25 protein-coding genes and 1 other RNA gene are annotated in these 25,287 nt (G+C 68.1%); 9 read left to right on the top strand and 17 right to left on the bottom strand.

Annotation, left to right across the window (positions count from 1 at the left end; translation table 11 throughout):
• Positions 1–22 precede the first annotated feature (22 nt).
• Positions 23–811, bottom strand: a complete 789-nt coding sequence (locus OF829_RS07280) for a hypothetical protein (RefSeq protein WP_264939317.1) — start codon at positions 809–811, stop codon at positions 23–25.
• Positions 812–916: 105 nt separating this feature from the next.
• Positions 917–1,129 (bottom strand): hypothetical protein, encoded by a 213-nt coding sequence (locus OF829_RS07275; RefSeq protein ID WP_264939316.1) that lies wholly within the window; start codon positions 1,127–1,129, stop codon positions 917–919.
• 100 nt (positions 1,130–1,229) lie between these two features.
• On the opposite strand from OF829_RS07275, the gene hrpB reads away from it, so the two are divergent.
• Both hrpB and OF829_RS07265 read left to right on the top strand, forming a co-directional pair.
• Positions 1,230–3,716, top strand: coding sequence for an ATP-dependent helicase HrpB (gene hrpB / locus OF829_RS07270; RefSeq protein ID WP_264939315.1), 2,487 nt, complete (start codon positions 1,230–1,232; stop codon positions 3,714–3,716).
• A gap of 138 nt (positions 3,717–3,854) precedes the next feature.
• Complete coding sequence (locus tag OF829_RS07265) at positions 3,855–4,136, top strand: ETC complex I subunit (RefSeq protein ID WP_264939314.1); 282 nt, start codon at positions 3,855–3,857, stop codon at positions 4,134–4,136.
• Here OF829_RS07265 and OF829_RS07260 read toward each other — a convergent pair.
• The 6 genes from OF829_RS07260 to OF829_RS07235 form a co-directional block, all read right to left on the bottom strand.
• Positions 4,133–4,651 (bottom strand): NUDIX hydrolase, encoded by a 519-nt coding sequence (locus OF829_RS07260; RefSeq protein WP_264939313.1) that lies wholly within the window; start codon positions 4,649–4,651, stop codon positions 4,133–4,135. The two genes, OF829_RS07265 and OF829_RS07260, sit on opposite strands and share 4 nt — an antisense overlap.
• Complete coding sequence (locus tag OF829_RS07255; protein WP_264939312.1) at positions 4,648–5,331, bottom strand: TPM domain-containing protein; 684 nt, start codon at positions 5,329–5,331, stop codon at positions 4,648–4,650. The genes OF829_RS07260 and OF829_RS07255 overlap by 4 nt, the downstream gene beginning before the upstream one ends.
• Entirely contained in the window at positions 5,331–6,152 is an 822-nt protein-coding gene (locus OF829_RS07250; RefSeq protein ID WP_264939596.1) for a TPM domain-containing protein, read from the bottom strand. Before OF829_RS07250 ends, OF829_RS07255 begins: the two co-directional genes overlap by 1 nt.
• Positions 6,153–6,154: 2 nt before the next feature.
• A complete protein-coding gene (locus OF829_RS07245; protein WP_264939311.1) occupies positions 6,155–6,592 on the bottom strand; it encodes a TPM domain-containing protein in 438 nt (145 codons plus the stop codon).
• Positions 6,593–6,678: 86 nt separating this feature from the next.
• The gene (locus OF829_RS07240; RefSeq protein ID WP_264939310.1) at positions 6,679–7,269 is read right to left on the bottom strand and encodes a LemA family protein; all 591 of its coding nucleotides are present in this window, start codon (positions 7,267–7,269) and stop codon (positions 6,679–6,681) included.
• Positions 7,270–7,419: 150 nt separating this feature from the next.
• The gene (locus OF829_RS07235) at positions 7,420–7,851 is read right to left on the bottom strand and encodes an RrF2 family transcriptional regulator (RefSeq protein ID WP_264939309.1); all 432 of its coding nucleotides are present in this window, start codon (positions 7,849–7,851) and stop codon (positions 7,420–7,422) included.
• A 96-nt stretch (positions 7,852–7,947) separates the two neighbouring features.
• Between OF829_RS07235 and ssrA the strand changes: the two genes are divergently transcribed.
• Positions 7,948–8,294, top strand: a transfer-messenger RNA (tmRNA) gene (gene ssrA, locus OF829_RS07230).
• Between the two features lie 100 nt (positions 8,295–8,394).
• The gene (locus tag OF829_RS07225) at positions 8,395–8,766 is read left to right on the top strand and encodes a glyoxalase superfamily protein (protein ID WP_264939308.1); all 372 of its coding nucleotides are present in this window, start codon (positions 8,395–8,397) and stop codon (positions 8,764–8,766) included.
• Here OF829_RS07225 and OF829_RS07220 read toward each other — a convergent pair.
• The 9 genes from OF829_RS07220 to OF829_RS07180 all read right to left on the bottom strand — a co-directional run bounded on the left by OF829_RS07220 (position 8,763) and on the right by OF829_RS07180 (position 18,234).
• Entirely contained in the window at positions 8,763–9,791 is a 1,029-nt protein-coding gene (locus OF829_RS07220) for a sensor histidine kinase (RefSeq protein WP_264939307.1), read from the bottom strand. The two genes, OF829_RS07225 and OF829_RS07220, sit on opposite strands and share 4 nt — an antisense overlap.
• A 186-nt stretch (positions 9,792–9,977) precedes the next feature.
• Positions 9,978–10,766 (bottom strand): hypothetical protein, encoded by a 789-nt coding sequence (locus OF829_RS07215; RefSeq protein WP_264939306.1) that lies wholly within the window; start codon positions 10,764–10,766, stop codon positions 9,978–9,980.
• A gap of 95 nt (positions 10,767–10,861) precedes the next feature.
• A complete protein-coding gene (locus tag OF829_RS07210; RefSeq protein ID WP_264939305.1) occupies positions 10,862–12,565 on the bottom strand; it encodes a M20/M25/M40 family metallo-hydrolase in 1,704 nt (567 codons plus the stop codon).
• Positions 12,566–12,660: 95 nt separating this feature from the next.
• Positions 12,661–15,018 carry a polyribonucleotide nucleotidyltransferase gene (pnp, locus tag OF829_RS07205; protein WP_264939304.1) on the bottom strand — a complete coding sequence of 786 codons (2,358 nt, stop codon included), beginning with the start codon at positions 15,016–15,018 and terminating at the stop codon, positions 12,661–12,663.
• A gap of 151 nt (positions 15,019–15,169) precedes the next feature.
• A complete protein-coding gene (gene rpsO, locus OF829_RS07200) occupies positions 15,170–15,439 on the bottom strand; it encodes a 30S ribosomal protein S15 (protein ID WP_264939303.1) in 270 nt (89 codons plus the stop codon).
• 19 nt (positions 15,440–15,458) lie between these two features.
• Positions 15,459–16,406: a tRNA pseudouridine(55) synthase TruB gene (truB, locus tag OF829_RS07195; protein ID WP_264939302.1), complete on the bottom strand. Its 948-nt coding sequence runs from the start codon at positions 16,404–16,406 to the stop codon at positions 15,459–15,461.
• An 11-nt stretch (positions 16,407–16,417) separates the two neighbouring features.
• Positions 16,418–17,065, bottom strand: a complete 648-nt coding sequence (locus OF829_RS07190) for a site-2 protease family protein (protein WP_264939301.1) — start codon at positions 17,063–17,065, stop codon at positions 16,418–16,420.
• Positions 17,066–17,168: 103 nt separating this feature from the next.
• The gene (locus OF829_RS07185; RefSeq protein WP_264939300.1) at positions 17,169–17,573 is read right to left on the bottom strand and encodes a DUF6491 family protein; all 405 of its coding nucleotides are present in this window, start codon (positions 17,571–17,573) and stop codon (positions 17,169–17,171) included.
• A gap of 76 nt (positions 17,574–17,649) precedes the next feature.
• Positions 17,650–18,234 (bottom strand): thymidine kinase, encoded by a 585-nt coding sequence (locus tag OF829_RS07180; RefSeq protein WP_264939299.1) that lies wholly within the window; start codon positions 18,232–18,234, stop codon positions 17,650–17,652.
• 85 nt (positions 18,235–18,319) lie between these two features.
• On the opposite strand from OF829_RS07180, the gene OF829_RS07175 reads away from it, so the two are divergent.
• The 5 genes from OF829_RS07175 to OF829_RS07155 all read left to right on the top strand — a co-directional run bounded on the left by OF829_RS07175 (position 18,320) and on the right by OF829_RS07155 (position 25,279).
• Positions 18,320–20,248 (top strand): alpha/beta hydrolase family protein, encoded by a 1,929-nt coding sequence (locus OF829_RS07175; RefSeq protein ID WP_264939298.1) that lies wholly within the window; start codon positions 18,320–18,322, stop codon positions 20,246–20,248.
• Between the two features lie 108 nt (positions 20,249–20,356).
• Positions 20,357–22,261, top strand: coding sequence for a S9 family peptidase (locus tag OF829_RS07170; protein ID WP_264939297.1), 1,905 nt, complete (start codon positions 20,357–20,359; stop codon positions 22,259–22,261).
• Between the two features lie 126 nt (positions 22,262–22,387).
• Entirely contained in the window at positions 22,388–22,936 is a 549-nt protein-coding gene (rimP, locus tag OF829_RS07165) for a ribosome maturation protein RimP (protein ID WP_264939296.1), read from the top strand.
• Positions 22,936–24,555 carry a transcription termination factor NusA gene (nusA, locus tag OF829_RS07160; RefSeq protein WP_264939295.1) on the top strand — a complete coding sequence of 540 codons (1,620 nt, stop codon included), beginning with the start codon at positions 22,936–22,938 and terminating at the stop codon, positions 24,553–24,555. The genes rimP and nusA overlap by 1 nt, the downstream gene beginning before the upstream one ends.
• On the top strand, positions 24,536–25,279 hold the full coding sequence (locus OF829_RS07155) for a DUF448 domain-containing protein (protein WP_406701408.1): 744 nt from the start codon (positions 24,536–24,538) through the stop codon (positions 25,277–25,279). Before nusA ends, OF829_RS07155 begins: the two co-directional genes overlap by 20 nt.
• The last annotated feature ends 8 nt before the right edge of the window (positions 25,280–25,287 follow it).

The following is a 25,287-nucleotide window of genomic DNA, read 5'->3' as shown; positions in this document are numbered from 1 at the left end:
CTAAACGAATCGGCGATCCGTCCTAATCGTCGTCCTTCTCGCGGGTGATGATATAGTCGATCCGGATCGCCACCCAGGCGCCGACCAGCGACTTGCCGCCCTTGCGCGGCGGCCGCACCCGGAACTGGAACGCCGCCTGCCGCACCGCGCCGGCATAGCCCGACCCGCGCGGCGCATCCCCCAGCTCGCGGCAATCGTCGACGCGGTACTGCGCGATCGTGCGGCAGATGATCAGGCCCCAGCCCGCGCGCCCGCGCGCTCGCTCCGGAATATAGGGGTTCAGCTCGGCATGGGTCGGCCGGCGATACCATTCGGCGACAAAGAGCGGCTCGCCGTTCGGCCCATGGCCCTCGGCAAGCTGGCTGTCGCCCGGAGCGTCGCCGCTGCCATTCTCGGCGCCCGACTGGTTGGCGTTGTTCTGCGGCCCCTGCGGCCGGTTCCTACCGATATCGCTTCCGGCATATTCGGGCTTGGTCAGCCACAGGATGTTGGCGTTGGGCGGCGGCTCGACGGGGGGCGGGGGCGGCGGGACGATCTCGGGCTCGTTGAGCCTGGCATGCGCGACCTGACCGCCCCGGGGACGCGCCTTGGCCGCGGTATCGGGCTTGGGCTTGGCCTTGCCCGCGCCGGGATCGGGCACGTCGAACACGTCGAGCCGGGGCTGTTTCTTCTGGAGATCGCCGGGCCCGGGCAGCGCCAGGAACAGCAGCACCACCAGCGCTTCGAGCACCAGTGCGAACACCACGCCGGCGGCGCGGCGCGAGGGGGTTTCGCGGACCCAGTCCCATAAGGAAATAATCGCACGCTGCACGGAAACGGCCTGAACCCCGGACCTACGCCGCGAACAGGCCTATCCCCGCCGCCGGCGCTCTTGAGCATGGCCTATCGGGCGAGAGTGCGACCAAAGCGTGGCCTTTTACTCCCCGGCGGGTTCTTCCTCGTCCTCGTCATCGGCGACCAGATCGTCCTCATCCGCTTCGAGCGCGTCGTCGATCGCCTCGGTGATCAGATCGAGCTGGTCGAAGCTCGCGGTGAAATCGATCGTCTCGCCGTCATCATCCTCGAGGCTCAGCACATAATCGCCATTGCCGTCGGGGGTGATGGTGAATTGGGAAAGCGTGCGTGCCATCGGTCGATCTCCTTTGCGCCCGCCAACGCATGATTCGCGAAAAGGGCGCAGCCACGCCTAGCTATTTTCGATGACGCACCCGCTATGCCATGGGGGCGGAATGGACGCGCTTCCGATCCACGCGGTTCTGCCCGATCTGCTCGCCCTGCTGCGCGAGGCAAGCAACGCCGTGCTCGTCGCGCCGCCGGGCGCGGGCAAGACGACGGCGGTCGCGCCCGTCTTGCTCGGCGAGCCCTGGTGCGCGGGCGAGATCCTGCTCCTCTCGCCGCGCCGCCTCGCCGCGCGGGCGGCTGCCGAGCGGATGGCGGCGCTTGCCGGACAAAGCGTGGGCCAGACCTATGGCTATGCCACGCGCATGGACAGCAAGCGCTCGGCGGCGACGCGGGTGACCGTGGTCACCGAGGGCATATTTGTCGCGCGAATCCAGTCCGATCCCGAATTGGCCGGGGTCTCGGCGGTGCTGTTCGACGAAGTGCATGAGCGCAGCCTCGACAGCGATTTCGGCCTCGCGCTCGCGCTCGACGCGCAGGCCGCGTTGCGCCCGGATCTGCGGCTGGTGGCGATGTCCGCCACGCTCGATGGCGGCCGCTTCGCCGACCTGCTCGACGCACGGGTGATCGAGAGCGAGGGCCGGATGCACCCGCTCGAACTCCGCCATCTCGGCCGCGCCGCCGAGGCCAGGATCGAGGAGTCGGTCGCCGCCGCGGTGCGGACCGCACTGCGGGAAGCCGCCAAGGACGAGGGAGCCGGTGTCCTCGCCTTCCTTCCCGGTGTCGCCGAGATCGAGCGCACCGCCGATCGCCTCGCGGATCTGCCGGGAATCATCCTCCACAAGCTCCATGGCAGCCTCGACCCCGCCGCCCAGCGCGCCGCGATAGCGCCCGATCCGCAGGGGCGCCGCAAGCTCGTCCTCGCCACCTCGATCGCCGAGACCAGCCTGACGCTCGACGGAATCCGCATCGTGGTCGATTCGGGGCTGGCCCGCCGCCCCCGCTACGACCGCGCGGCGGGCATGACCCGGCTGGTCACCGAGCGCGCCAGCCAGGCGTCGGTCACCCAGCGCGCGGGCCGCGCCGCGCGGCAGGGGCCGGGCGTTGCTTACCGGCTCTGGGAAGCCGCCGCGACCGCGGGCCTGCCGCGCTTCGATCCGCCCGAAATCCTCGAGGCCGATCTCTCGGCGCTCACCCTCGATTGCGCGCTATGGGGCGTTGCCGATCCGCGCAGCCTGCGCTGGCTCGATCCGCCCCCCGATGCCGCCATCGCCGAAGCCCGCACCCGCCTCACCGCGCTCGAAGCCCTCGACGCGAATGGCCGCCCCACCGATCACGGCAAGGCCATCGCGCGCCTGCCGCTGCCGCCGCGCCTTGGCCATATGCTCGTCCGGGCGGGCGAGATCGGCCTCGCCCACACCGCCGCTCAGGTCGCCGTCCTGCTCGGCGAACGCGGCCTTGGCGGGCAGGACGCCGATCTCGACCTGCGCCTGCGCCGCTGGAAGACCGAACGTGGGCCGAGGGCGGAGAATGCGCGGAAACTGGCGGAGCGATGGGCACGCCTGGCCCCACCGTTCGCTTCGAGCGAAGTCGAGAAGCCTGTGCCTGGCCAAGGTGTCTCGACTTCGCTCGACACGAACGGGGTGGCGGTCTCCATCGCGCTCGCCTTTCCCGACCGCATCGCCCGGCGCCGCGACGCGACTGGCGAGACCTGGGCCTCGGTGGGCGGGCGCGGTTTCAGGCTCGACCCGACCTCGTCGCTCGCCCGCGCCGAATGGCTCGCGGTGGCCGAGACGCAGGGCATGGCCGCTGGCGCGCGCATCCTCTCCGCCGTGGAGATCGGCGCGGCGACGGTCGAGGCCCTGTTCGCCCACCGCATCGAAACCCGCCGCACCGTCCGCTTCGATCCCGCCACCGGCCGCATCGAAGCGCTGCGCGAACGCCGTTTGGGCAGCATCCGCCTCTCCTCCGGCCCCGATTCGAATGCCGACCCGCAAGAGATCGAGAAGGCGCTGTTGGAGGCGGTCCGGACCCACGGCCTGGCCCTCCTCCCCTGGTCCGAAACCGCGCAGGCGCTCCGGACCCGCGCCCGTTATGCCGGGATCGACAGCCTCTCCGACGAAGCGCTGATCGCCGGTCTCGACGACTGGCTCCCCCCGCTCCTCGCCGGAAAGCGCCGCCTCGACGCCGTCGAAGGCCTCACCACCGCGCTCAACAACATTCTCGGCTGGGACGGGCAGCAGACGCTCGACCGCATCGCCCCCGCGCGCTTCGCCAGCCCCGCCGGATCGACCCACGAAATCGACTATGCCGCCGAAGCCGGCCCCACGGTCGAGCTGCGCCCGCAGGCGCTGTTCGGCCTCGCCACGCATCCGATGGTGGGCAGCACCCCGCTGGTCCTCAGCCTCACCTCCCCCGCGGGCCGCCCGATCCAGACCACGCGCGATCTGCCCGGCTTCTGGGCAGGCAGCTGGGCGGCGGTCGCCAAGGAGATGCGCGGCCGCTATCCGCGCCACCCCTGGCCCGACGATCCCGCCAGCGCATCGGCCACGCTGCGCACCAAAAATGCGGATGCAAGGGCGGAGGGCAGGCGCTAGAGCCAAATTGAATCGTCATCCCGGCGAAAGCCGGGACCCAGAGTAACAGGCGATATCGTGCGTGGCTCTGGGTCCCGGCTTTCGCCGGGATGACGGAGGTGGTTCAACCCGGAACCATCTCGCACTAAGGAAACGTGCATGAAGACCGCCCGCATCTATCAGCGCCCCAAGAACGCCATGCAGTCGGGCCGCGCCCGCACCGATCGCTGGATCCTCGACTTCGAGCCCGGCGAGAAGCAGACCCCCGATCCGCTCACCGGCTGGGCGGGTTCGGGCGATACGCAGGGTCAGCTCCGCCTCGGCTTCCCGACGATGGAGGCCGCGCGCGACTATGCCGAGCGCGAGGGGATCGCGTATCACGTGATCGCGGCGCCCGAGCGCAAGCTCAAGCTGCAGGCCTATGCCGACAATTTCCGCTAACCCAGCAAGCTCCCGGAGAGCAGCAACAACAGCTTGACGTCGATCGCCATTCCCTCGCCGCGCTTCGCCGCCACGAAGCCGGGGACATCGGCGAGCGGCACATGGTGGACGGTGATATCCTCCTCGCCCGCAATCCCGCCGCCCGCGCCGATCCGCGAGAGCCCGCGCAGCCGGACGAGCGTGAAGCCCTCGGTCACCAGTCCGGGCGAGGAGTAGAACTCGCCGAGCACCTCGATGTCCGACGCGGTGTAGCCGGTCTCTTCCTCCAGCTCGCGCACCGCGGCGCTTTCGGGCGTGTCGTCGGCACGATCGTCGCCGACCAGCCCGGCGGGCAGCTCGAGGCAGCGGCGGCCCAGCGGCACGCGATACTGATCGATCAGCAGGACATGGCCGTCATCGTCGATCGCGACGATCACCACCGCCCGGATGCCGCGGGCGCGCGAGACATATTCCCACGGCCCTTCGGTCTTCACCGCGATCCACTTGCCCTGCCAGGCGATGACGGACTCGCTCACAGCTCGATCAGCCGGTCCGGCAGCTCGTTCACATCGGCATCGGTCTTGGGGAAATGCTCCTTGAGGATCGCCGCCATCTGGCCGACCGCATCGGCCATCCCGCCCGCCGGATCGCCGCGCTTCAGCTTGCCGACCAGCGCCGCCATCGCCTCGCCCCAGCGCTCGGGCGCGACCTTCGAATGGATCGCCTCGTCGGCGATGATCTCGGCGCGGTGCTCGGCGATGCTGACATAGAGGAGGATGCCGACGCGGCCGACGGTGCGTTTCTCGGCGCTCGACTTGAAGAACTGCATCGCGCGGCGCTGCACCCGGCGCGCCTTGGTCGCGCTGGGCGTGGCCAGCATCCGCAGCGGCGTCCAGGCGAGCGCATAGCGCACGATCAGGAAGATCGCCGCCTCGCCCAGCAGCAGCAGGAACAGCAACTGGTGGAGGTTGAGCCCCGCCGCGCCCCAGCCGCCCTGCAGCCATTCGAGCTTGGCCTCGAGGATCCACGGCCACAGCGCCGCCCCCGCGACCAGCAGCAGCATCGCCGCGACCGCATAATGGAGCGCGACATCGTGATAGGCGTCCGATTGCTCGGTGACGATCGTGACGATCTCGCCATCGGTGTTCTTCTCGGCCTCGGAGACCGCCGCGCCCACCAGCGCGTGCTGTTCGGGCGTGAAGTTGAACCCTGCCATCACCAGCCTCCCGATGCGCCGCCGCCGCCGAACGATCCGCCGCCGCCGGAAAAGCCTCCGCCACCGCCGCCGCCCCAGCCGCCACCGCCGCCACCCCAGCTGCTGCCGCCCGATCTCCCGCCGCGCATCGCCGCGTCGAGCGCGGTCCACAGCAGGATATTGCCGACATCGCCGCCGACGCCGCGATAGCGCCGCCCGCGCCGCCGCCCGAAGATCGCCGGCAGCACCACCGCGAAGATCATGAACAGCACGAATATGCCGACAAAGATGCCGATCCCGCCGCCATTCCGGCGCTTGGCCTGGTGCTGCTTGGCGAGCTGTTCCTTGGCGCGGGCCTCGGCGGCTTCGAGCGGCAGCTTCATCTGGTCGCCGATTGCCGACGCCCCCGCCATGATCCCGCCCGCCATATCCTTGTTGCGGAATTTGGGCAGGATCAGATTGTCGATGATCATCCCCGCATAGGCATCGGTCATGATCGGTTCGAGCCCGTAGCCGACCTCGATCCGGACCTTGCGGTCGTTGGGGGCGACGATCAGGATGATGCCGTTATTGGCGTCCTTCTGGCCGATCTTCCAGGCGCGGCCGAGGCCGACGCCATAATCCTCGATCGGATAGCCCTGGAGATCGGGGATCGTCGCCACCACGAACTGGCGCGACGAGGCCTTTTCGATCTCCTGCGAGAGCTGGGTGAGCTGCGCCTCCTGCTCGGGGCTGAGCAGGTTCGCGGCATCGACCACGCGGCCGCTGAGCGGCGGGAAGTTCTGCGCCTGGGCGGTGACGGGCAGCGTCACCAGCAGCAGGGCGAGGAGGGTCCGGATCAGAGTCACGCGCGGGTCTCCGATAGTTCGGCGATGATCCGGTCGGCGCCCTTGAGGATGCCGGCGGCGAAATGATTGGCGTGGAGATCGGGATACATGGTCTTGTGGATGATCGCGTCCGCCTCGCTTTTGGTGAGCAGCTTGAGCGAGCCGCGCCCGACCATCAGCCGCAGCTCGCGCTCCTTCACCGCGACGAGCAGCAGCACGCCGTCATGCACCCCCAGCCGGTTGCCGAGCTCCTCGGCGGCATCGTCCAGATCGCGCCCGTTCAGCGTGGGGGTGGTCGCGATCACCACCTGCTGCCCTGTCCTGCGCTCCAGCGCACCGAGCTTGGCCGACAGCTCGGCCTTTTGCGCGTCGGAGAGCAGCCCCGCCATATCGGCGATGCGGCCCGCCGGCGTCACGGCCGGAGACGGGGCCGGAGACGGCGCGAGGCTAGTCACCTGCGCCGTCTCCGGGGCCTTCGCTTCGGGCGCCCCGCCGCACGCGGCGAGCGGCGCCAGCGCGAGCAGCGGGATCAGCTGGTGTTTCAGTTGCTGTTCCCGAAATCGACCGTCGGCGCGGTATCCGCCCCGGGCTTGGCCTGGAAGGGCACCATCGGCTTCGAGCCATAGAAGATGCGCGCGCCGATCGCGTCGGGGAAGGTGCGGATGCGGGTATTATAGGCCTGCACCGCGCCGTTATAGTCGCGGATCGCGATGTTGATCCGGTTCTCGCTGCCTTCGATCTGGTCCATCAGCGTCTTGAAGGTCCCCTGGCTCTGGAGCTGGGGATAGGCCTCGACCGTCACCATCAGCCGGCTGAGCGACCCGCCCAGCTGCTGCTGCGCCGCCTGATAGGCCTGCATCTTGGCGGGATCGTTCAGATCGCCCGGCGCGAGCTGGATCGAGGTTGCCCGCGCGCGCGCATTGACGACGTCGGTCAGGATCTTGCCCTCGGAACCCGCCGCGCCCTTCACGGTCGCGACCAGATTGGGGATCAGGTCCGCGCGGCGCTGATAGGCGGCCTGGACATCGGCCCATTTCGCCTTGGCATTCTCCTCGGCGGTGGGCACGCTGTTGAGCCCGCAGGCCGACAGCAGCATCGCCGACACCAGCGCGACAACGACACGAATCTTCATGGGGATATTCCTCCGGTCCCTGTTGGACGGTGTCTTATATGGGGAAGTCACCCGCGGCGAAAAGAGGCGTCCGGGCGATCGGCGGCGGCGCGGCTTCGTTTCGGCCACGATTTGGAGCGCTTCGGCCTATCCGGTACGCCGGCGCAACGGTCAGGCGGCCGCCAGATCCTCGGCCACCGCATCGGCGAGGCTCGTCCCGTCGAGGATGCGCGCGGTCTCGTCGCGCACCCGCGCCATCGCCGCGCGGATCGCGCAGGCGGCCTCGTCCTTGCAATCGTTGCACGGGCGATAGGCGGTGCGGCTGACGCACGGGACCAGCGCCAGCGGCCCCTCGATCACCCGGATGATCTCGCCCAGCGAAATCAGATGGGTCGGGCGCGCGAGCCGGTATCCGCCCATCTTGCCGCGATGGCTGTCGAGAAAGCCCGCCTCGCGCAGATCGGCGAGGATCAGCTCGAGGAATTTGCGCGGCACATTGGCCTCGGCGGCGATCCGGTTCATCGGAATCGGCTTGCCGCCCTCGGGCTGCACCGCGAGGAACAGCATCGCGCGAAGGGCATAACGGGAACGCTGCGTCAGCATGCCGTAGCCAATGCAACTTCTTCGCGCCGCTGTGAAGAGTGCGTTTTGCCCGGCATGTGCCGCACGGGTCAGCGCAGCTGAACCCACGAGAACGCCGCCCTTTTCATTCCCGACGATGTCCCTATATCGGAACTGCCGGGTTCGCCCGGCTATGGGGATAAACGGCGGCGTGCAATAGGCGCAGCGGACCCGGGGGCAGTACCCGGCGGCTCCACCACAAGTGGTGGTGTATCTGGACACCGTTTCTGACGGGGCCGAACCAGGATCGACGTGTGTTGAAAAGCGCAGCTTATCTCTCAGCATGGGCCACTGTGACGGTCCATAAACATAGATGCCAACGATAACGTTGAGCTCGCGATTGCGGCCTAACCCAAGACCTCACGGTCTAGGTTAGACAGACAAAAGCGCGGTTGAGCCACACCGGGCAACAGAAGTGGAGTTCAGCGGCCACCAGGGGAGCCGGGCAACAGAATCCCCTGGACCCAATCAAAAGCGCGGGGCACCGGGCAACAGAAGCCCCCCACTTCATTCGAGGGCCGCGCCATGACCCTGATCCCCACCGTCAAATGCCGCGATATCGCCGAGGCGGTGCAATTCTACACCGGCGTGCTCGATTTCGAGCATCAGGGGACCTGGCCGGAGGGCGGCGACCCCGCCTTCGCGATCGTCACCCGCGACGGCCACGAGCTCCATCTCTCATCGCATAGCGGCGACGGCGTCTATGGCCAGGCGGTCGCGGTGCTTGCCGATGACGTGGAAGGGCTGTTCAAGCGCTTCGTCGCGCGCGGGCTCGATATCTCGGCCAAGCCGGACTCCCCCGTCCATCAGGCGCCGCTGATCCAGAGCTGGGGTACGCGCGAATTCTATGCCGACGATCCGAGCGGCAACACGCTGCGCTTCATCCAGCGACTCTAGCCCGGCACCATCAGCCGCGCGGTCGCCCCCCCGCCCTCGGCCCGGCGCGCGACCAGCTCGAACTGGCCACCGAGCTGCTCGGCGAGCGTCGCGGCGATGCGAAGGCCCAGCCCCGCGCCGTTCTCCATCGCGAAACCATCGGGCAGACCGCACCCGTCGTCGCGAATCTCGATCTTGAAGCCGCCGCCATTGCCGCCGCTCATGCAGTCGACCGAGATGACGCCCTTCTCGCGGCCGGCAAAGCCATGCTCGATCGCGTTGGCCACCGCCTCGGCGACGATCAGCGCGACCGGGATCGCGGAGTCGGCCGGGAGCGCCTGGCTCTCGCCGCCGCTCACCCTCAGCGTCACGCCCGGCGTGCCCGCCGCGTCGAGCACATCGTGGCACATCGGCTCGATCAGCGCGTGGAGGCTGCGCGTGCCGCCGTCATGCTCGTAGAGCTGGCGGCTGATCCGCCCGATCACCCCGATCCGGCGCGATGCCTCCTCGAGCGCGGCGCGGGCGCGCTCGCCCTCGACATGCTTCTTCTGGAGCGCGAGCAATCCGGCGGCGACCTGGAGATTGTTCGAGACGCGGTGCTGGAGCTCGCGGAACAGCAATTCGCGCGTGTTCGCCAGCGCCGCCGATCGCGCGCGTTCGGCGCGGAGCTTGTCGTTGGCCGACTGCATCCAGTGGAAGAGGGTCAGGTTGACGCCGACCAGCACGGCATAGGCGACCGCCGAAGGAACCGCGGTCGCGAAATAGCCGGGCGCCATCGGGTCCGACATGAAGAAGAGCACGCCGAGCAGGGTGCTGAGCGCCGCCGCGACCGCGCCGCGCCGCACCCCCAGCAGGAAGGCGACGAGCAGCACCGCGGGGAAGAAGGTGACGAAGGGCGAGCCGACCGGGATCGCGGGCTTGAGCGCCAGCCGCGCGAGAAAGGCCAGGCCCACCACGCCGACGATGATCGCCGCCGACTGCCAGACCGGCAGCTTGCGCAGCGGCAGCCGCTCGTGCCAGCCTTCCCGTTCGCGGGCCTCGCCCATTTACCCCTGCTCTCTGCCGCCTTTGGCCTGCGCATCGCGGCCCCAGATGCGCCGGTCTTCGAACAACGGGCGGCGCGCGCATCTTCATCCGCCCGGGGCGGACACGCAACAAAAAAGGCCCTGCCTCAAATCAGACCGGCCCGCCGGCGCGCAATTTTTCAAGACAAGCCCATCACTTGGCCCGCGTCATCGCCGCCGCGCCCATTCGCGCGCGTCCGCCGCCTGCGTCTCCGGATCGACCAGCCCGCGCGCCTCGATCGACGCCTGAAACCGCTCGAGCTTGCGCAGGATGCCGGGCTTCACCGCTTCGAACGACGGGGGCGGCCCGCTCACGCCCGGCCTCCCGCCGATTCCGCGCACCTCGCGCTTGTGCATGTGAAGCAGCTGCAGCGCCTGCGCGACCGTCATCGGCGGCATCGCCACTTCGGGATCGACCTCGCGGTCCGAAAAAGGATTGCCGTCGGCTTGGGCGAGCAGCCCCGCCTCGATCCGCAGATAGCCGATCTCGACCGCCTCTCGCCACCGCTCGGCAAAGCCTTGCCAGCGCTTGGCATGGGCATAGGCCGATGCGGCGGTCAGCCCCACCGCCGTGCACGCCGCCTTGACGTTGCAGGTCGCCGCCAGCACCCCCAGGAAGCGTGCCTCCACGCGCGGCGACCATTGCTTCAGCCGCGCCCGCGCGATCTGCGTCCACCGCCCATTGCCCCCGCGCACCACCAGCTCCGCGCCGTCGAGCGAACCCCAGCCGGAGGGTGGTGCCACCCCGCCGCCCTCGGCCTTGGCCCGCGCGATCCGCGCCTTCGCCTCCGCCCGCGCCGCCGCGATCCGCGCGCGGAATTCGGGATCGGCGGCGCGGTGCAGCGTCACCCAGCTCCGCGAGACCTTGGCCCGTTCGGCCGCGAGCGTCTGGTTGCCGGTCTCGGCGAGCGCGCGAAAAAAGGCCTCGCGGCGGGCGGTGCTGAACTTGCGGGACATGCGGTGCCTCGTGCTTGCATGAAACGAGGCAAGGCAAATATGCTGGGTCGGGGGCTGTAGGAAAGGGGTTTCTTCCAGGCGCCCGGCCCAGCCGGTCAATGAAAGCCGCTATAGACCGCCGCGCTCGCCGCGACCGGATCGAGCCGCACCCATAGCGCGATCGCCAGCGCGAGCACGCCGAGCACCGCCGCCTCCTGCATCGCCCGCGGCCGCTCGATACGGAGGAAGAGCGGCAGGAGCAGCAGCCCGCCGAGCCCCAGCGGCACCACCATCAGGAAGGGCATGTCCTGCCCCATCGCCTGGAACAGCTGGTGGGCGAGCGTGAGCATATAGCCGACCCCCAGCGCACCCGCGACCGTCATCGCCCAATTGCCCGCCGCGCCGCCGCGCCAGCGTGCGACGCCCGCGCCAATCCCGCCGAGCAGCAGCGGGATCTGCAGCGGAAAGGCCGCGGTCGGCGCCAGCGCCTGCGCCACCAGCGCCAGCAGCAGCCAGGGCGCGGCGATCGCGGGCAGCAGCGGCGCGACCGGGCGGCGAGCGAGCAAAAGCCCCGCGACCAGGGCCGATGCGGCGAGGCACAGCAGCAGCGCCTGGATTTCCAGCCGCGGGATCGCCGCGAGCCGGTCGTAATAATTGACCTTGCCGTCGGCGCCCGACACCAGATTGCCGGCGAACAGCAATACCCCGTCCACCAGGATCAACGCCAGCACCGCCCCGGCGCCGCGTCCCAGGTCGCGCAGCGTCGTCCTGCCCCAGGCGGCATAGCCATAGGCGCCCGCCGCGGCCGCGAGGATCAGCCACCCGGCCCAGCCGGGATAGGCGAGGAAGACCAGCCCGAACAGATCGTAGAAGACGCGGTCGGGCGCCTTGCCGGGCAGTTCGGGCGCGGCGAGCAAGGCGCGGCTGAGATCGAGCGTCTGGCGGCCGATGTCCTGGAGCGATCCCTGGTCGAGCGCGTCCGGGGTCGCCAGCGGCGAATGATAGAGGCCCGGCCGCCCGATAAAGGCGAAGTTGAACCCCGGTACGCTTTGTTTCTTGGCGACGGTATAGTCGGTGTAATTGGGCAGCTTGTTATAGACGAACACGCTGAGCGAGGTGCCCACCGGATGACGCACCGAGCGGGCGAACAGGTCGATCATCGCGCCATTCTGGGTGCCGGTCTCGAACATCGAAGCGCGCCCGCCGCCGCCGCGCGCCTCGAGATTGACGATCACGCCGACCTTCGCGTGCGCCGGATCCTGGTTGAAGAAATGCTCGGCCCCGTCGAGCCCCAGTTCCTCGGCATCGGTGAACAGCACGATCAGCATGCGCTCGGGCGCCTGCCCGCTAGCCCGGATCGCGCGCACCACTTCGAGGATCGCTGCGACGCCCGTGCCGTCGTCGGGCGCGCCGGGCGATCCCCACGCCGAATCATGATGCGCCATCAGCAGCAGCGCCGGCCTGGCGGGATCGCGCCCCGGCAGAGTCGCGACCAGATTGACCGCCTGGGCGGGCGAGGGCTTGCCCGCCCATTTGTCGAGCCGCGCCTGGGCCTCGGCGCCCAGCGGCGCGGCGTTCGCGGTCACTGTCATGCCCAGCGATTGCAGCCGCTGCATCAGATAGGCCCGCACCCGCGCATTCTCGGCGCTCCCGGTCGGATGCGGTGCGCGGGCGATTTCGCGGACATCGGCCATGGCGCGCGCGGCGGAGAAGTCGGCCGCGGGCGCATCGGCCGCGACCGGCCGGGGCGTGGTGGTCGCGAACAGCGCCAGCAGCACCGCCCCCGCGATCGCGGCCAGCAAATTGGTCCAGCTCTTCATGGCGCCCCTCCCGTTGGACGGCAGCCTATCGGGCGCGGGCGCAAACAAAAAGGGGCCCGGTTTCCCGGGCCCCTTCATGCTGGTTTGCGAACGGCTTAGTCGCGGTCGCCGGTGAGGAACGCCGGGAGGCCGATATCCTCGCCGCCCTTGTCCTCGCCGCCCTCGCGGCGCGGGCCCCGATCGCCGCGGCCTTCGCCGCGCGGACCCCGGTCGCGATCGCCACCCTCGCGGCGCGGGCCACGGTCGCGGTCGCCGCCACGGCCGCCGTCGCGGCGGCGGTCGCCGTCGCGGGGGCCGCGGTCGCCGCGATCACCGCGCGGACGCTCCTCGCGGGGCGGGCGGGTGTCTTCGAGCTCGGCGCCGGTCTCCTGATCGACGACGCGCATCGACAGGCGGACCTTGCCGCGCTGGTCGATCTCGAGGACCTTGACCTTGACTTCCTGGCCTTCCGAGAGGGCATCGCTGACCTTCTCGACGCGCTCGTTCTTGATCTCCGAGACGTGGACGAGGCCGTCCTTGCCGCCCATGAAGTTCACGAACGCGCCGAAATCGACCAGATTGACCACCTTGCCGGTATAGACCTTGCCGACCTCGGGCTCCTCGACGATGCCCTTGATCCAGTTGATCGCGGCCTCGATCTGCGCATGATCGCTCGACGAGACCTTGATCACGCCCTCATCGTCGATATCGACCTTGGCGCCGGTGGTGGCGACGATCTCACGGATCACCTTGCCGCCGGTGCCGATCACGTCGCGGATCTTCGACTTGTCGATCGTCATCGTCTCGATGCGCGGCGCGTGCGCCGACAGCTCCGAGCGGGTCTCGCCCAGCGCCTTGTTCATCTCGCCGAGGATGTGCGCGCGGCCTTCCTTGGCCTGATTGAGCGCCTTTTCGAAGATCTCGCGGGTGATGCCGGCGATCTTGATGTCCATCTGCATCGTGGTGATGCCCTCGGACGTGCCCGCGACCTTGAAGTCCATGTCGCCGAGATGATCCTCGTCGCCGAGGATGTCGCTCAGGATCGCGAACTCCTTGCCCTCGAGGATCAGGCCCATCGCGATGCCCGAGACCGGGCGCTTGATCGGCACGCCGGCGTCCATCATCGCGAGGCTGCCGCCGCAGACCGACGCCATCGACGACGAGCCGTTCGACTCGGTGATGTCGCTGGTCAGGCGGACGGTGTAGGGGAACTCCTCCTTGGTCGGCAGCACCGGGTGCAGCGCGCGCCACGCCAGCTTGCCATGGCCGACTTCGCGGCGGCCCGGGGCGCCGAAGCGGCCGACTTCGCCGACCGAATAGGGCGGGAAGTTATAGTGCAGCATGAAGTGCTGGTAGCTGAGCCCGTTGAGCCCATCGATCATCTGCTCGGCGTCCTTGGTGCCGAGGGTGCAGGTGGCGATGGTCTGGGTCTCGCCGCGGGTGAACAGCGCCGAACCGTGCGCGCGCGGCAGGAAGTGCGTCTCCGCCACGATCGGGCGGATCTGCGTGGTGGTGCGGCCGTCGATGCGCTTGCCGGTCTTGAGGATCGCACCGCGGACGATGTCGGCTTCGAGCTTCTTGGTCAGCTTGATGCCGGCCATGACTTCCTGCGGAGCAAGGCCATCGGCGGTGAACTGGGCCTTCGCCTTGGCGCGGGCTTCGTTGAGCGCATTCGAGCGGGCCGACTTGTCGGTCAGCTTGTAGGCTGCCTCGATATCCTTGCCGATCAGCTTCTTGAGCTTGTCCTTGATGCCGGCATTGTCGTCCGACGACGCCATCTCCCAGGGATCCTTGGCAGCCTGCTCAGCGAGCTTGATGATCGCCTTGACGACTTCCTTGCACGCGTCGTGCGCGAACAGGACGGCGCCGAGCATGATCTCTTCCGACAGCTCATTGGCTTCGGATTCGACCATCATCACCGCGTCGTAGGTCGCGGCGACGACCAGGTCGAGATCGCCCTCGGCGACCTGCTTGTCGGTCGGGTTGAGGATATATTCGCCATCGACATAGCCGACGCGCGCGGCGCCGATCGGGCCCATGAAGGGCACGCCCGAAATGGTGAGCGCCGCCGAGGCCGCAACCATCGCGAGGATGTCGGGCTCATTCTCGCCGTCATAGGACAGGACCTGCGCGATCGCGTTGATCTCGTTGTAGAACCCTTCCGGAAAGAGCGGGCGGATCGGGCGGTCGATGAGACGCGAGACCAGGGTCTCCTTCTCGGTCGCGCCGCGCTCGCGCTTGAAGAAGCCGCCAGGGATGCGGCCGGCCGCGCTATACTTCTCCTGATAGTGCACGGTCAGCGGGAAGAAGTCCTGCCCGTCCTTGACCGACTTGGCGGCGGTGACCGCGCACAGCACCACGGTTTCGCCGAGCGTCGCCATGATCGCGCCGTCGGCCTGGCGGGCAACCTTGCCCGTTTCCAGCGTGAGGGTTTTTCCGCCCCACTGGATTTCTACTTTCTTCGTGTCGAACATTTGATTTCCTTCGTCCGGCGGCCAGATGCCGTGCCGGTTCCTTTAGAGAGGCCCTGTGTAGGGCCCGGTGGCGGTAATTTTCCGCCTCGGCAGGGCACCGGATTGCGCCTTGCCGATAGTGAAACGGCCCCCCGAAGGAGGCCGCCCCGTGTTACTTGCGAAGACCCAGCTTCGCGATGAGTGCTTCGTAGCGCTCGGTGTCCTTCGCCTTGAGATAGGCGAGCAGGCTGCGGCGCTTGTTGACCATGGTCAGCAGGCCGCGGCGCGAGTGATTGTCCTTGGCGTGGCCCTTGAAGTGCTCGGTCAGGTTGACGATGCGCTCGGTGAGGATCGCGACCTGGACTTCGGGGCTGCCGGTGTCGCCGGCGGCGAGACCATGTTCCTTGATGAGCGCTTCCTTGCGCTCGGCAGTGATCGTCATGTGTTTTCCTTCGACATCTTCATAAATTGAACCCGCGGACGACCCGGACTTCCCCGGCATCGGCCTCGACCAGCGCGACTGGCGTATCGCCCAGCAGCGCGAAGTGTTGGCCATCGTCAGCGGCGATCCCGATCAAGACCCGCCCCTGACGGAGCAGCCCTGCCTGATCGGGGGTGAGGGATAGAGCCGGGATGTCGTCCAGCCCCGCCCTCAACGGCAGGAGGCAGTCTTCAAGCGTGCGCGCCTTAGCGGCATCCGCCAGTTTGTCCAGCGAAATCGCGGAATCGAGGGTGAAGGGACCTGCCTTGGTGCGGCGGAGCATGGTGACATGGCCGACGGTGCCGAGAGCGCGGGCGATATCGCGGGCGAGGCTGCGGATATAGGTGCCCTTGGAAACATGGGCGGTGAGGGTGACTTCTTCCAACCCGCCACCCCGGCCTTGAGCCGGGGTGGCGCTGTCCAACGCGGAGCTATAGCGGGACCCCGGCTCAAGGCCGGAGTGACGGAAGAGAGAGTGAACGGTTACGCTCCGGCCCTTCAGCTCGACCGCTTCCCCCGCCCGCGCCAGATCATAGGCCCGCTCGCCATCCACCTTGATCGCCGAATAGGCGGGCGGCACCTGTTCGATCGGGCCAGCGAAGCGCGGAAGGACCGCGTCGATCTCGGCCGGCGTCGGACGCGCGTCCGACTCCGCGATCGGCTTCCCCTCGAGATCGAGCGTGTCGGTCTCGACCCCGAACCTCACCGTGAAGTCATACACCTTGTCGCCGTCGAGCATCCGCCCGGCCAGCTTGGTCGCCTCGCCGATCGCGATCGGCAACACTCCCGTCGCCAGCGGATCGAGCGTCCCGCCATGGCCGACCTTGTACTTGCCGTACCCGCCTTCCCGCAGCGCGCGCTTGACCGCGCTCACGCCCTGCGTCGAGCCCAGCCCCAAGGGCTTGTCGAGGATGATCCAGCCATGCACCGCTCGAGTCCTTAGACGCCCGGCAGCGCGCTCCCAAGGAATAGCTTGACGATGCCCGTCGCGATCGGCGCGACGACATTCTGGACGATGCTGAGCCGCGGCGAGATCATCGGCAGCACCAGCACCACCAGGAACATGATCGGAATGCCGAAGCGCGCGACCTGGGCATAGGCGGGCAGCAGCGAACGCGGCATCAGCCCCGCGACGACATGCCCGCCGTCGAACGGCGGCAGCGGGATCAGGTTGAACACTGCGAGGAAGATGTTGATCATCAGGAAGTTGAACAGATTTTCGGCGAGGAAGCGGGTCATGCCGGTAAAGGCCGCATCGCCCGTCACGCTCGCGAGCAGGCCGATCGCGGCCGCGGCGAGCGCGCCGAGGAACACGTTCATCAGCGGACCGGCAAGCGCCACCAGCACCATGTCCACGCGCGGATTGCGCAGCCGGGCGAAATCGACCGGCACCGGCTTGGCCCAGCCGAAGATCGGCGCGCCGCTCACCGCGAGCACCAGCGGCAGCCCGATCGTCCCCACCGGATCGACATGCTTGATCGGATTGAAGCTAAGCCGCCCGCGCTCGGCCGCGGTCGGATCGCCGAGCATGTTGGCGACCAGTCCGTGCGCCACCTCATGGAACACGATCGCAATGACGAGCGGCACCAGCCAAACGGCAATATCGTAGATCAGACCGCCCAGAACACGCACTCCTCCGCCCGCACCCCGGACTTAGGGGCACGGGCGCCTTCCCGCAATGATGCCGGGATCAGTGCCGCGCGCGCGGCTTGCGGACGCGCCGCGGCTTTTCCGGCGGCGGGCCGCTGCGGACGATATCGGCGATGCGGCAGGTCTCGCGCCCGGCGATGATCGTGTCGCCGCGCGAGAGCGTGCTCGATCCGCCGAAGGTCTTGAAGCCGACGCCGAACGAATAGGGCAGATCGAGGCAGCGCGTGTAGAAGCTGGCATAATACCAGGTCCGGTGATTATCCTCGAGCCAGACGCCGCGCCCCTCCCGCTCGGGGGTGAAGGTGCGGATGCCGTTATTGGTCGCGAAGAGGATGTCGGCGCGCTCGCCCGAGCGCGGGCCGGGCGTGGGGCCGACCCCCTGCGCCTGCGCGGCGGCGGGGATGGCGGCGGCAGCGATGATCGCCAGGGTCAGGGTCTTGAGCATCACGGGTTCCTCATCTGCCCCTCTTTGCGGGGATCCTTTGCTCGGCTCTCGCCGAGGTGCGGCACCAGCCCAATCTCTAAACCGCCGAAGCTGTACGCTGCATGAAGTGTTTGCGGCAAAGGGCGACGTAACGTTCATTGCCGCCGATCTCCTTCTGCGCCCCTTCGCGGATCGCATTGCCCGCATCGTCGACGCGCAGGTTCATCGTCGCCTTGCGCCCGCATTCGCACACCGATTTGATCTCGATCAGCGCGTCCGCGAGCGCGAGCAGCTCCGAACTGCCGGGAAAGAGCCGGCCCTGGAAATCGGTGCGCAGGCCATAGCAGAGCACCGGAATCCCCACCTCATCGGCCAGATGCGCGAGCTGGCGCACCTGCGTGGCCGAGAGGAATTGCGATTCATCGACCAGGATGCAGGCGAGCGGCGCCTTGAAATGCTCCTCCTCGGCGATCAGCCGCAGGTCGGTCGCATCGTCGAAGGGGATCGCGCTCATCTTGAGCCCAATGCGCGAATCGATCACGCCCTTGCCGCCGCGGTCATGGATCCCCGCGGTGAAGAGCAACGTCCGCATCCCCCGCTCGCGATAGTTGAAATCGGCCTGGAGCAGGGTCGTCGATTTGCCCGCGTTCATCGAGGCATAGTAGAAATAGAGCTTCGCCATCGCGCTTTCCTAGCCGCTGATTTCGACTTGCGCGACTCGCCCGCCGACCGCATCCTCATGACGGGTTGGGGTTGGGGATAAGATCATGCTTCATAAGCTTTTCGGGCTCGGCCTTGCCGTGTGCGCGCTCGCCTGCGCCGGCCCGGGGCGCGCCGCCGATCCCGAACTCGTGTCGCCCAGCGCCGCCGATTTCGGCGCGCGCCCGGTGCTGCTCGCGCCGCAGCTCGCCCCCGACGGGCTGCACGTCGCGGCCGAGGGCCTGATCGAGGGCAAGCCCGTGGTGCTGCTGGTCGATATTTCGGGGCCCCAGCGGCGGGTCAATCCGGTGTCGCTGCCCGAGGGGCACCAGATCGAATGGATGCGCTGGGCGGGGCCAGAGCGACTGCTCGTCAGCGTCAGCCGCAAGGCCGATCTGATGGGCGACGAGGTGCGCATGACCCGCCTCGTCGAGCTCGATCTGGGTAGTGGCAAGGTCCGCTTCGTCGGCCCCTCGCAGCAGGGGGTGGACGGCGACGATGTGATCTTCGTCGACCGCGCAGGCGCGTTCCTGCTGCTGAGCACCCAACCGACCATCTATGATTATCCCGCGGTGTTCCGCGTCGATCTGTCCACGGGCAAGTCCGAGCGCATCGTCACCCCGCGCGAGCATGTCTGGGCCTGGTATGCCGATTCCACGGGCGCGGTGCGCGCGGGGATGGGGATCGACGGCGCCGAATGGTGGCTGCTCTATCGCCAGAAGGATGGCGAGATGTTCAAGCGGACCGTGAGCATCAACGGCAATCGCGGCGAAGACAGCAACGTCTCCGAATTCTTCCTCGTGGCGGGCAGCGACCAGGGCTATGCCGTCGCCACCGCCAAGAGCGGGCGGCTCGCACTGTTCCGCTATGATTTCCTCAAGGACGATCTTGGCGAGCTGGTCTACGAGCACCCCTCGGTCGATATCGACACGTTCGACATCGATCAGGCCGGGGCGGTGAAGGGCGTCTTCCTCACCGACGAGCATGCCGAGACGATCTGGTACGATCCGGTGCTCAAGCATCAGCAGGAGCGGATCGACCGCGCGCTGCCGGGGCTCGTCAACCGCATCGTCTCGGTCAGCGAGGACAAGATGCGGATGATGGTGTGGAGCGGCGCCGCAGACCGGCCCGGCGACTATCTGCTGCTCGACCGCAAGACCGGCGAGATGGCGTTGTTCGCCCAGCCCTATAGCCAGTTGACCGACAAGCGCCTCTCGACCGTGAAACCGGTGCGCTACAAGGCGCGCGACGGGCTCGAGATCCGCGGCTATCTGACCTTGCCCGCGGGCCGCGACCCCAAGGGCCTGCCGCTGATCGTGATGCCGCATGGCGGGCCCTATATCCGCGACGAACTGAGCTTCGATCCGCAGGCGCAATATCTGGCGAGCCGCGGCTATGCGGTGCTCCAGCCCAATTTCCGCGGCTCGACCGGATTCGGGCGCAATTTCGTCGAAAAGGGCACCGGCCAATGGGGCCGCGCGATGCAGGACGATCTCGACGACGGGGTCAAATGGCTCGCCGGCGAGGGCGTGATCGATCCCAAGCGCGTGTGCATCATGGGCGGCTCGTACGGCGGCTATGCCGCGCAATGGGCGGCGGTGCGCAATCCCGAGATCTACCGGTGCGCGATCAGCTTCGCAGGGGTCTCCGATCTCGCGTCGCAGCTGCGGTTCAGCCGCGGCTCGTTCATTGCCTCGCGCTATTTCCGCAACTGGCGCGAGCGCATCCAGGGGACCAAGGATTTCGATCTCGACCAGATCTCGCCGCTGCGCCTCGCCGCGCGGATGACCGTGCCGATCCTGATCGCGCACGGCACCGAGGACGACACCGTTCCGATCAGCCAGTCGCGCCGGCTCCATGGCGCGCTGACCCAGCTCGGCCGGCCGCACGACTATGTCGAGTATAAGGGCGAGGGTCACGGCTTCGACAATCCGGCCAATGCGACCGATTTCTACACCCGCATCGGCGCGTTCCTCGACAAGCATAACCCGCCCTGAGGCAATCGTTTCGGCGCAGGCCAAGCGCGCGGAATTTCAGGCGAAATGCGCTTTTCGTAGGAGCACTTGTCTGGCATTGTGCGAAGCTGGGTTTGGCGGGGGCCATCCATGAATTTTACTTGGGTTCGCGCGGCTGTTGCCGCGTGCATATTGGGACTGTCCGGGTTGGCGCTCGCCGCCGATCCGCCGCTTGCCGTCGATACGCCCACGGCCGCCGATTTCGCCGCACCGCCGACGCTCGCCGATCCGGTGCTCTCGCCCGACGGCACCCGCATCGCGGTGCGCGCGCTCGATCAGGACAAGCCGCGCCTGCTGGTCCTCGATGCCGCAGCGCCCGATTTCACCGCCAAGCCGGTCGCGCTCCCCGCGGGCCAGAGCGTCCAGGCGTTCCGCTGGGCGGGCAAGGGCCGGCTCGTCCTCACCCTTGCCGATGGCCGCGGCACGCGGCTGTTCGCGCTCGATCTCGCCACGTCGGGCCTCACGCCGCTCTCGCAGCGCAGCCAGGGCGAAGGCGACGAGATTCTCCATATCGATCCCGCCGGCCGCTTCCTGCTGCTGAGCACGACCGGCGCGAAGCATGGCCTTCCGGCGGTCGACCGCGTCGATCTCGCGACCGGCGAGACGGTGCGGATCGTCGCGCCGCAGGAGCATGTGTCGAACTGGTATGCCGATACCGCGGGGGTGATCCGCGCGGGCGTGGGCTATGAGGGCAACAAGCGCTGGCTGCTCTACCGCGCGAACGACGGCCAGGAATTCGCGCGGACCCGCCGCCGCGATGCCGCGGACGAGACTCTCGAGATCGACCAGGTCGTGCCGGTGCAGGGCAGCGACCGCGGCTATGCCGTCGCGGGCGGCGGCGATGGCCGCTACGCGCTCTACCGCTACGATTTCTCGGACGACCGGATCGGCGAGCTGATCTACGAAAATCCGCGCGTCGATATCGACGGGTTCCAGACCGACCAGAAGGGCAATCTGCTCGGCGTGATCCTGACCGAGGATCAGGAGGAGACGCTGTGGCTCGATCCGGGCCTCAAGGCGCTCCAGGACCGGGTCGATGCCGCGCTGCCCGGCACGGTCAACCGCATCGCCTCGATGAGCGACGACCGCGCCCGCCTGCTCGTGTGGAGCAGCGCCCCCAATGATCCCGGCGCCTGGTATCTCTTCGACAGCGGCGCGAACGCGGCCAGGCTGCTCGCCCGCCCGCGCTCCGCGCTCGCCGGCAAGCGCCTCGCCCCGGTCAAATCGGTCCGCTACGCCGCGCGCGACGGGCTGGAGATCGGCGGCTATCTGACGCTCCCCGTCGGCCGCGATCCCGCAAAGCTCCCCCTGATCGTGATGCCCCATGGCGGCCCCTTCGCACGCGACGACATGCGCTATGACAGCTGGGTCCAGTATCTGGCGTCGAAGGGCTATGCGGTGCTCCAGCCCAATTTCCGCGGCTCGACCGGCTTCGGCCGAGGCTTCGTCGAAAAGGGCGACGGCGAATGGGGCCGGGGGATGCAGAACGATATCGACGACGGCGTGCGCTGGCTTGCCAGCCAGGGAATCGCCGATCCGGGGCGGGTGTGCATCATGGGCGCGTCGTTCGGCGGCTATGCGGCGATGTGGGCGGCGGTCAGGAACCCCGAACTCTATCGCTGCGCGATCAGCTTCGCGGGCATTTCGGACATTGCCGGGCAGCTCCGCTACGACAGGCCCGGCTTCGAGAGCGGACGCAGCTTCAAGGGCTGGCGGACGCGGATCCGGGGCAATCGCGGGTTCGAACTCGAATCGATCTCACCGCTCGCCCAGGTCGCGCGGCTGCGCACCCCGATCCTGATCGCCCACGGGGCGGACGACGACAATGTGCCCGTCATCCAGTCGGTCCAGCTCCACGACGCGCTGACCAAATTGGGCCGCCCGCACGAATTCGTCGTCTATCCGGGCGAGGGGCACGGGCTCGACGATCCGAAGAACGAGGCCGATTTCCTGACGCGGGTCGGGGCGTTTCTGGACAGGTTCAACCCGGCCTGATCGCCCCTATTGCCCAATAAGCCGGTCGGGCGTATATCGCCCCTGCTTTCTCGACATCGTCAAACATGCCGAGCCGGTCCCGCAAGGGTCCGGTAGCGAAGACGCATATTCGTTCAAAGGACCCCCATGGCGGACATCGCCGCACTGACGACGCTGATCGAACCCGAGGCCAAGGCGCTCGGGCTCGACCTCGTGCGCGTCAAGATGTTCGGCGGGACCAGCGATCCGACGCTGCAGGTGATGGCCGAGCGGCCCGACACCCGCCAGCTCACCATCGAGGATTGCGCCGCGCTCTCGCGCCGCATCTCGGACGTGCTCGACGAACTGGAAGCCAAGGGCAAGGATCCGATCGATCATGCCTATCGGCTCGAGGTCAGCTCGCCGGGGATCGACCGCCCGCTCACCCGCCTCCAGGATTATGACGACTGGAAGGGGTTCGAGGCCCGCCTCAACCTGACCGGCCCGACCGAGGATGGCCGCAAGCAGCTCACCGGAATCCTGATGGGGATTGGCGGCGATAACGTCACCGTCGATGTCCATAAATACAAGCTCGTCACCGTGCCGTTCGCGATGATCGCCGACGCCAAGCTGGTGATGACCGACGCTTTGATTGCCGCAACCGCGCCCCTTTCCAGCGAGGGCGCCGAAGAATTCGAGACAGAGGAACAAGACTGATGGCCACTGCCATTTCCGCCAACAAGGCCGAGCTGATCGCGATCGCCGATTCGGTCGCCAAGGAAAAGCTGATCGACCGCGCCATCGTGATCGAGGCGATGGAGGACGCGATCCAGCGCGCCGCCAAGAACCGCTATGGCATCGAGAACGATATCCGCGCCAAGCTCGACCCCAATACCGGCGACCTCCGCCTGTGGCGCGTCGTCGAGGTGGTCGAGGCGGTGGACGACTATTTCAAGCAGGTCGATCTCAAGGGCGCGCAGAAACTCCAGAAGGACGCCAAGGTCGGCGACTTCATCGTCGATCCGCTGCCCCCGATCGAGTTCGGCCGCATCCAGGCCCAGGCCTCGAAGCAGATCATCTTCCAGAAGGTCCGCGACGCCGAGCGCGAGCGCCAGTTCGAGGAATTCAAGGACCGCCAGAACGAGATCATCACCGGCGTCGTCAAGCGCGTCGAGTTCGGCCATATCGTCGTGGACCTGGGCCGCGCCGAGGGCGTGATCCGCCGCGACCAGCAGATCCCGCGCGAGATCGTCCGCGTCGGCGACCGGGTCCGCTCGATCATCCTCAACGTCCGCCGCGAGAACCGGGGCCCGCAGATATTCCTGAGCCGCGCGCATCCCGAGTTCATGAAGAAGCTGTTCGCGCAGGAAGTGCCCGAGATTTACGACGGCATCATCGAGATCAAGGCCGCGGCGCGCGATCCGGGCAGCCGCGCCAAGATCGGCGTGATCAGCCATGACGGCGGCATCGATCCGGTCGGCGCCTGCGTCGGCATGAAGGGCAGCCGCGTCCAGGCGGTCGTCCAGGAGATGCAGGGCGAGAAGATCGACATCATCCCCTGGTCGCCCGACACCGCGACCTTCGTCGTCAACGCGCTCCAGCCGGCGAATGTCAGCCGCGTCGTGATCGACGAAGAGGATGACCGCATCGAAGTCGTCGTCCCCGACGACCAGCTGAGCCTCGCGATCGGCCGCCGCGGCCAGAATGTCCGCCTCGCCAGCCAGCTGACCGGCAAGGCGATCGACATCCTGACCGAGGCCGATGCCAGCGAGAAGCGCCAGCGCGAGTTCGTCCAGAACAGCGAGATGTTCCAGAACGAGCTCGACGTCGACGAGACGCTGGCCCAGCTGCTGGTCGCCGAGGGCTTCGGATCGCTCGAGGAGGTCGCCTATGTCGAGCTCGACGAGATCGCCTCGATCGAGGGCTTCGACGACGAACTCGGCCAGGAGCTGCAGAGCCGCGCGACCGAAGCGCTCGAGCGCCGCGAGGAAGCCAATCGCCAGCTGCGCCGCGAACTCGGCGTCGAGGACGATCTGGCAACCATGCCCTATCTCACCGAAGCGATGCTGGTCACGCTCGGCAAGGCGGGGATCAAGACGCTCGACGATCTCGCCGACCTCGCCACCGACGAGCTGGTCGAGAAGAAGCGCCAGGAGCCGCGCCGCCGCAACGAGGACGCCCCCAAGCGCCCCGAGCACAAGGGCGGCGTGCTTGCCGAATATGGCCTGAGCGACGAGCAGGGCAACGAGATCATCATGGCTGCGCGTGCGCACTGGTTCGCGGACGAGGATGCGGCCGCAAGTTCGGAGGACGCTGTTGCGGAATCCGAACAATGATAGCCTAGGCTCCCCCCAAGACGGGCCCATCCGGAAGTGCATACTTTCGGGTGACAGGGAGGCGCGCGAGCATCTCGTGCGCCTCGTCCTGTCGCCCGACGGCGAAGTGCTTCCCGATATCCGCGCCAAGGCTCCCGGCCGTGGCGCGTGGATCGGCGTGACGCGCGCCGAGCTGGAAACCGCCCAGGGCAAGGGCAAGCTCAAGGGCGCGCTCGCGCGCGCCTTCAAGACCGGCGACATCCGCATCCCCGAGGATCTCGGCGAGCGGATCGCGGCGCAGCTGCAGCGCGGCGCGCTCGACCGGCTGGGCCTCGAAGCCAAGGCGGGCGGGGTCGTCACCGGCGGCGAGAAGCTCGACAAGGCCGCGCGCTCGGGCAAGCTGCACCTGCTGCTCCACGCGAGCGACGCGGGCGCCGACGGCGCGGGCAAGCTCGCCCAGGCGTGGCGCGTCGGCTCCGATCGCGAAGGCAGCGGGCTCAAGGGCTTGGTTCTGCCGATCCCACGCACCATATTGTCCTTGGCGCTTGGCCGCGAAAATGTGGTACATGCCGGACTTACCGACGCCCGGGCGGCGAAGCGGGTGAGCGATGCGCTCGACCGCTGGCTGCACTTTATCGGACCCGAACCCTATCCCGCACCTTGCGAAACTGTCTCGCAAGGCGCATCCGCGCTCCCGCCTGTTGGCGGGTCGCACACCGACACGATTTTGACCGAAGGACTTTGAGCAGCCGC

Origin of the sequence: Sphingomonas caeni (genome assembly GCF_026013415.1) — a bacterium.
Taxonomy (GTDB): Bacteria; Pseudomonadota; Alphaproteobacteria; order Sphingomonadales; family Sphingomonadaceae; genus Sphingomonas; species Sphingomonas caeni.
This window is presented reverse-complemented; position numbering and strand designations above follow the sequence as displayed.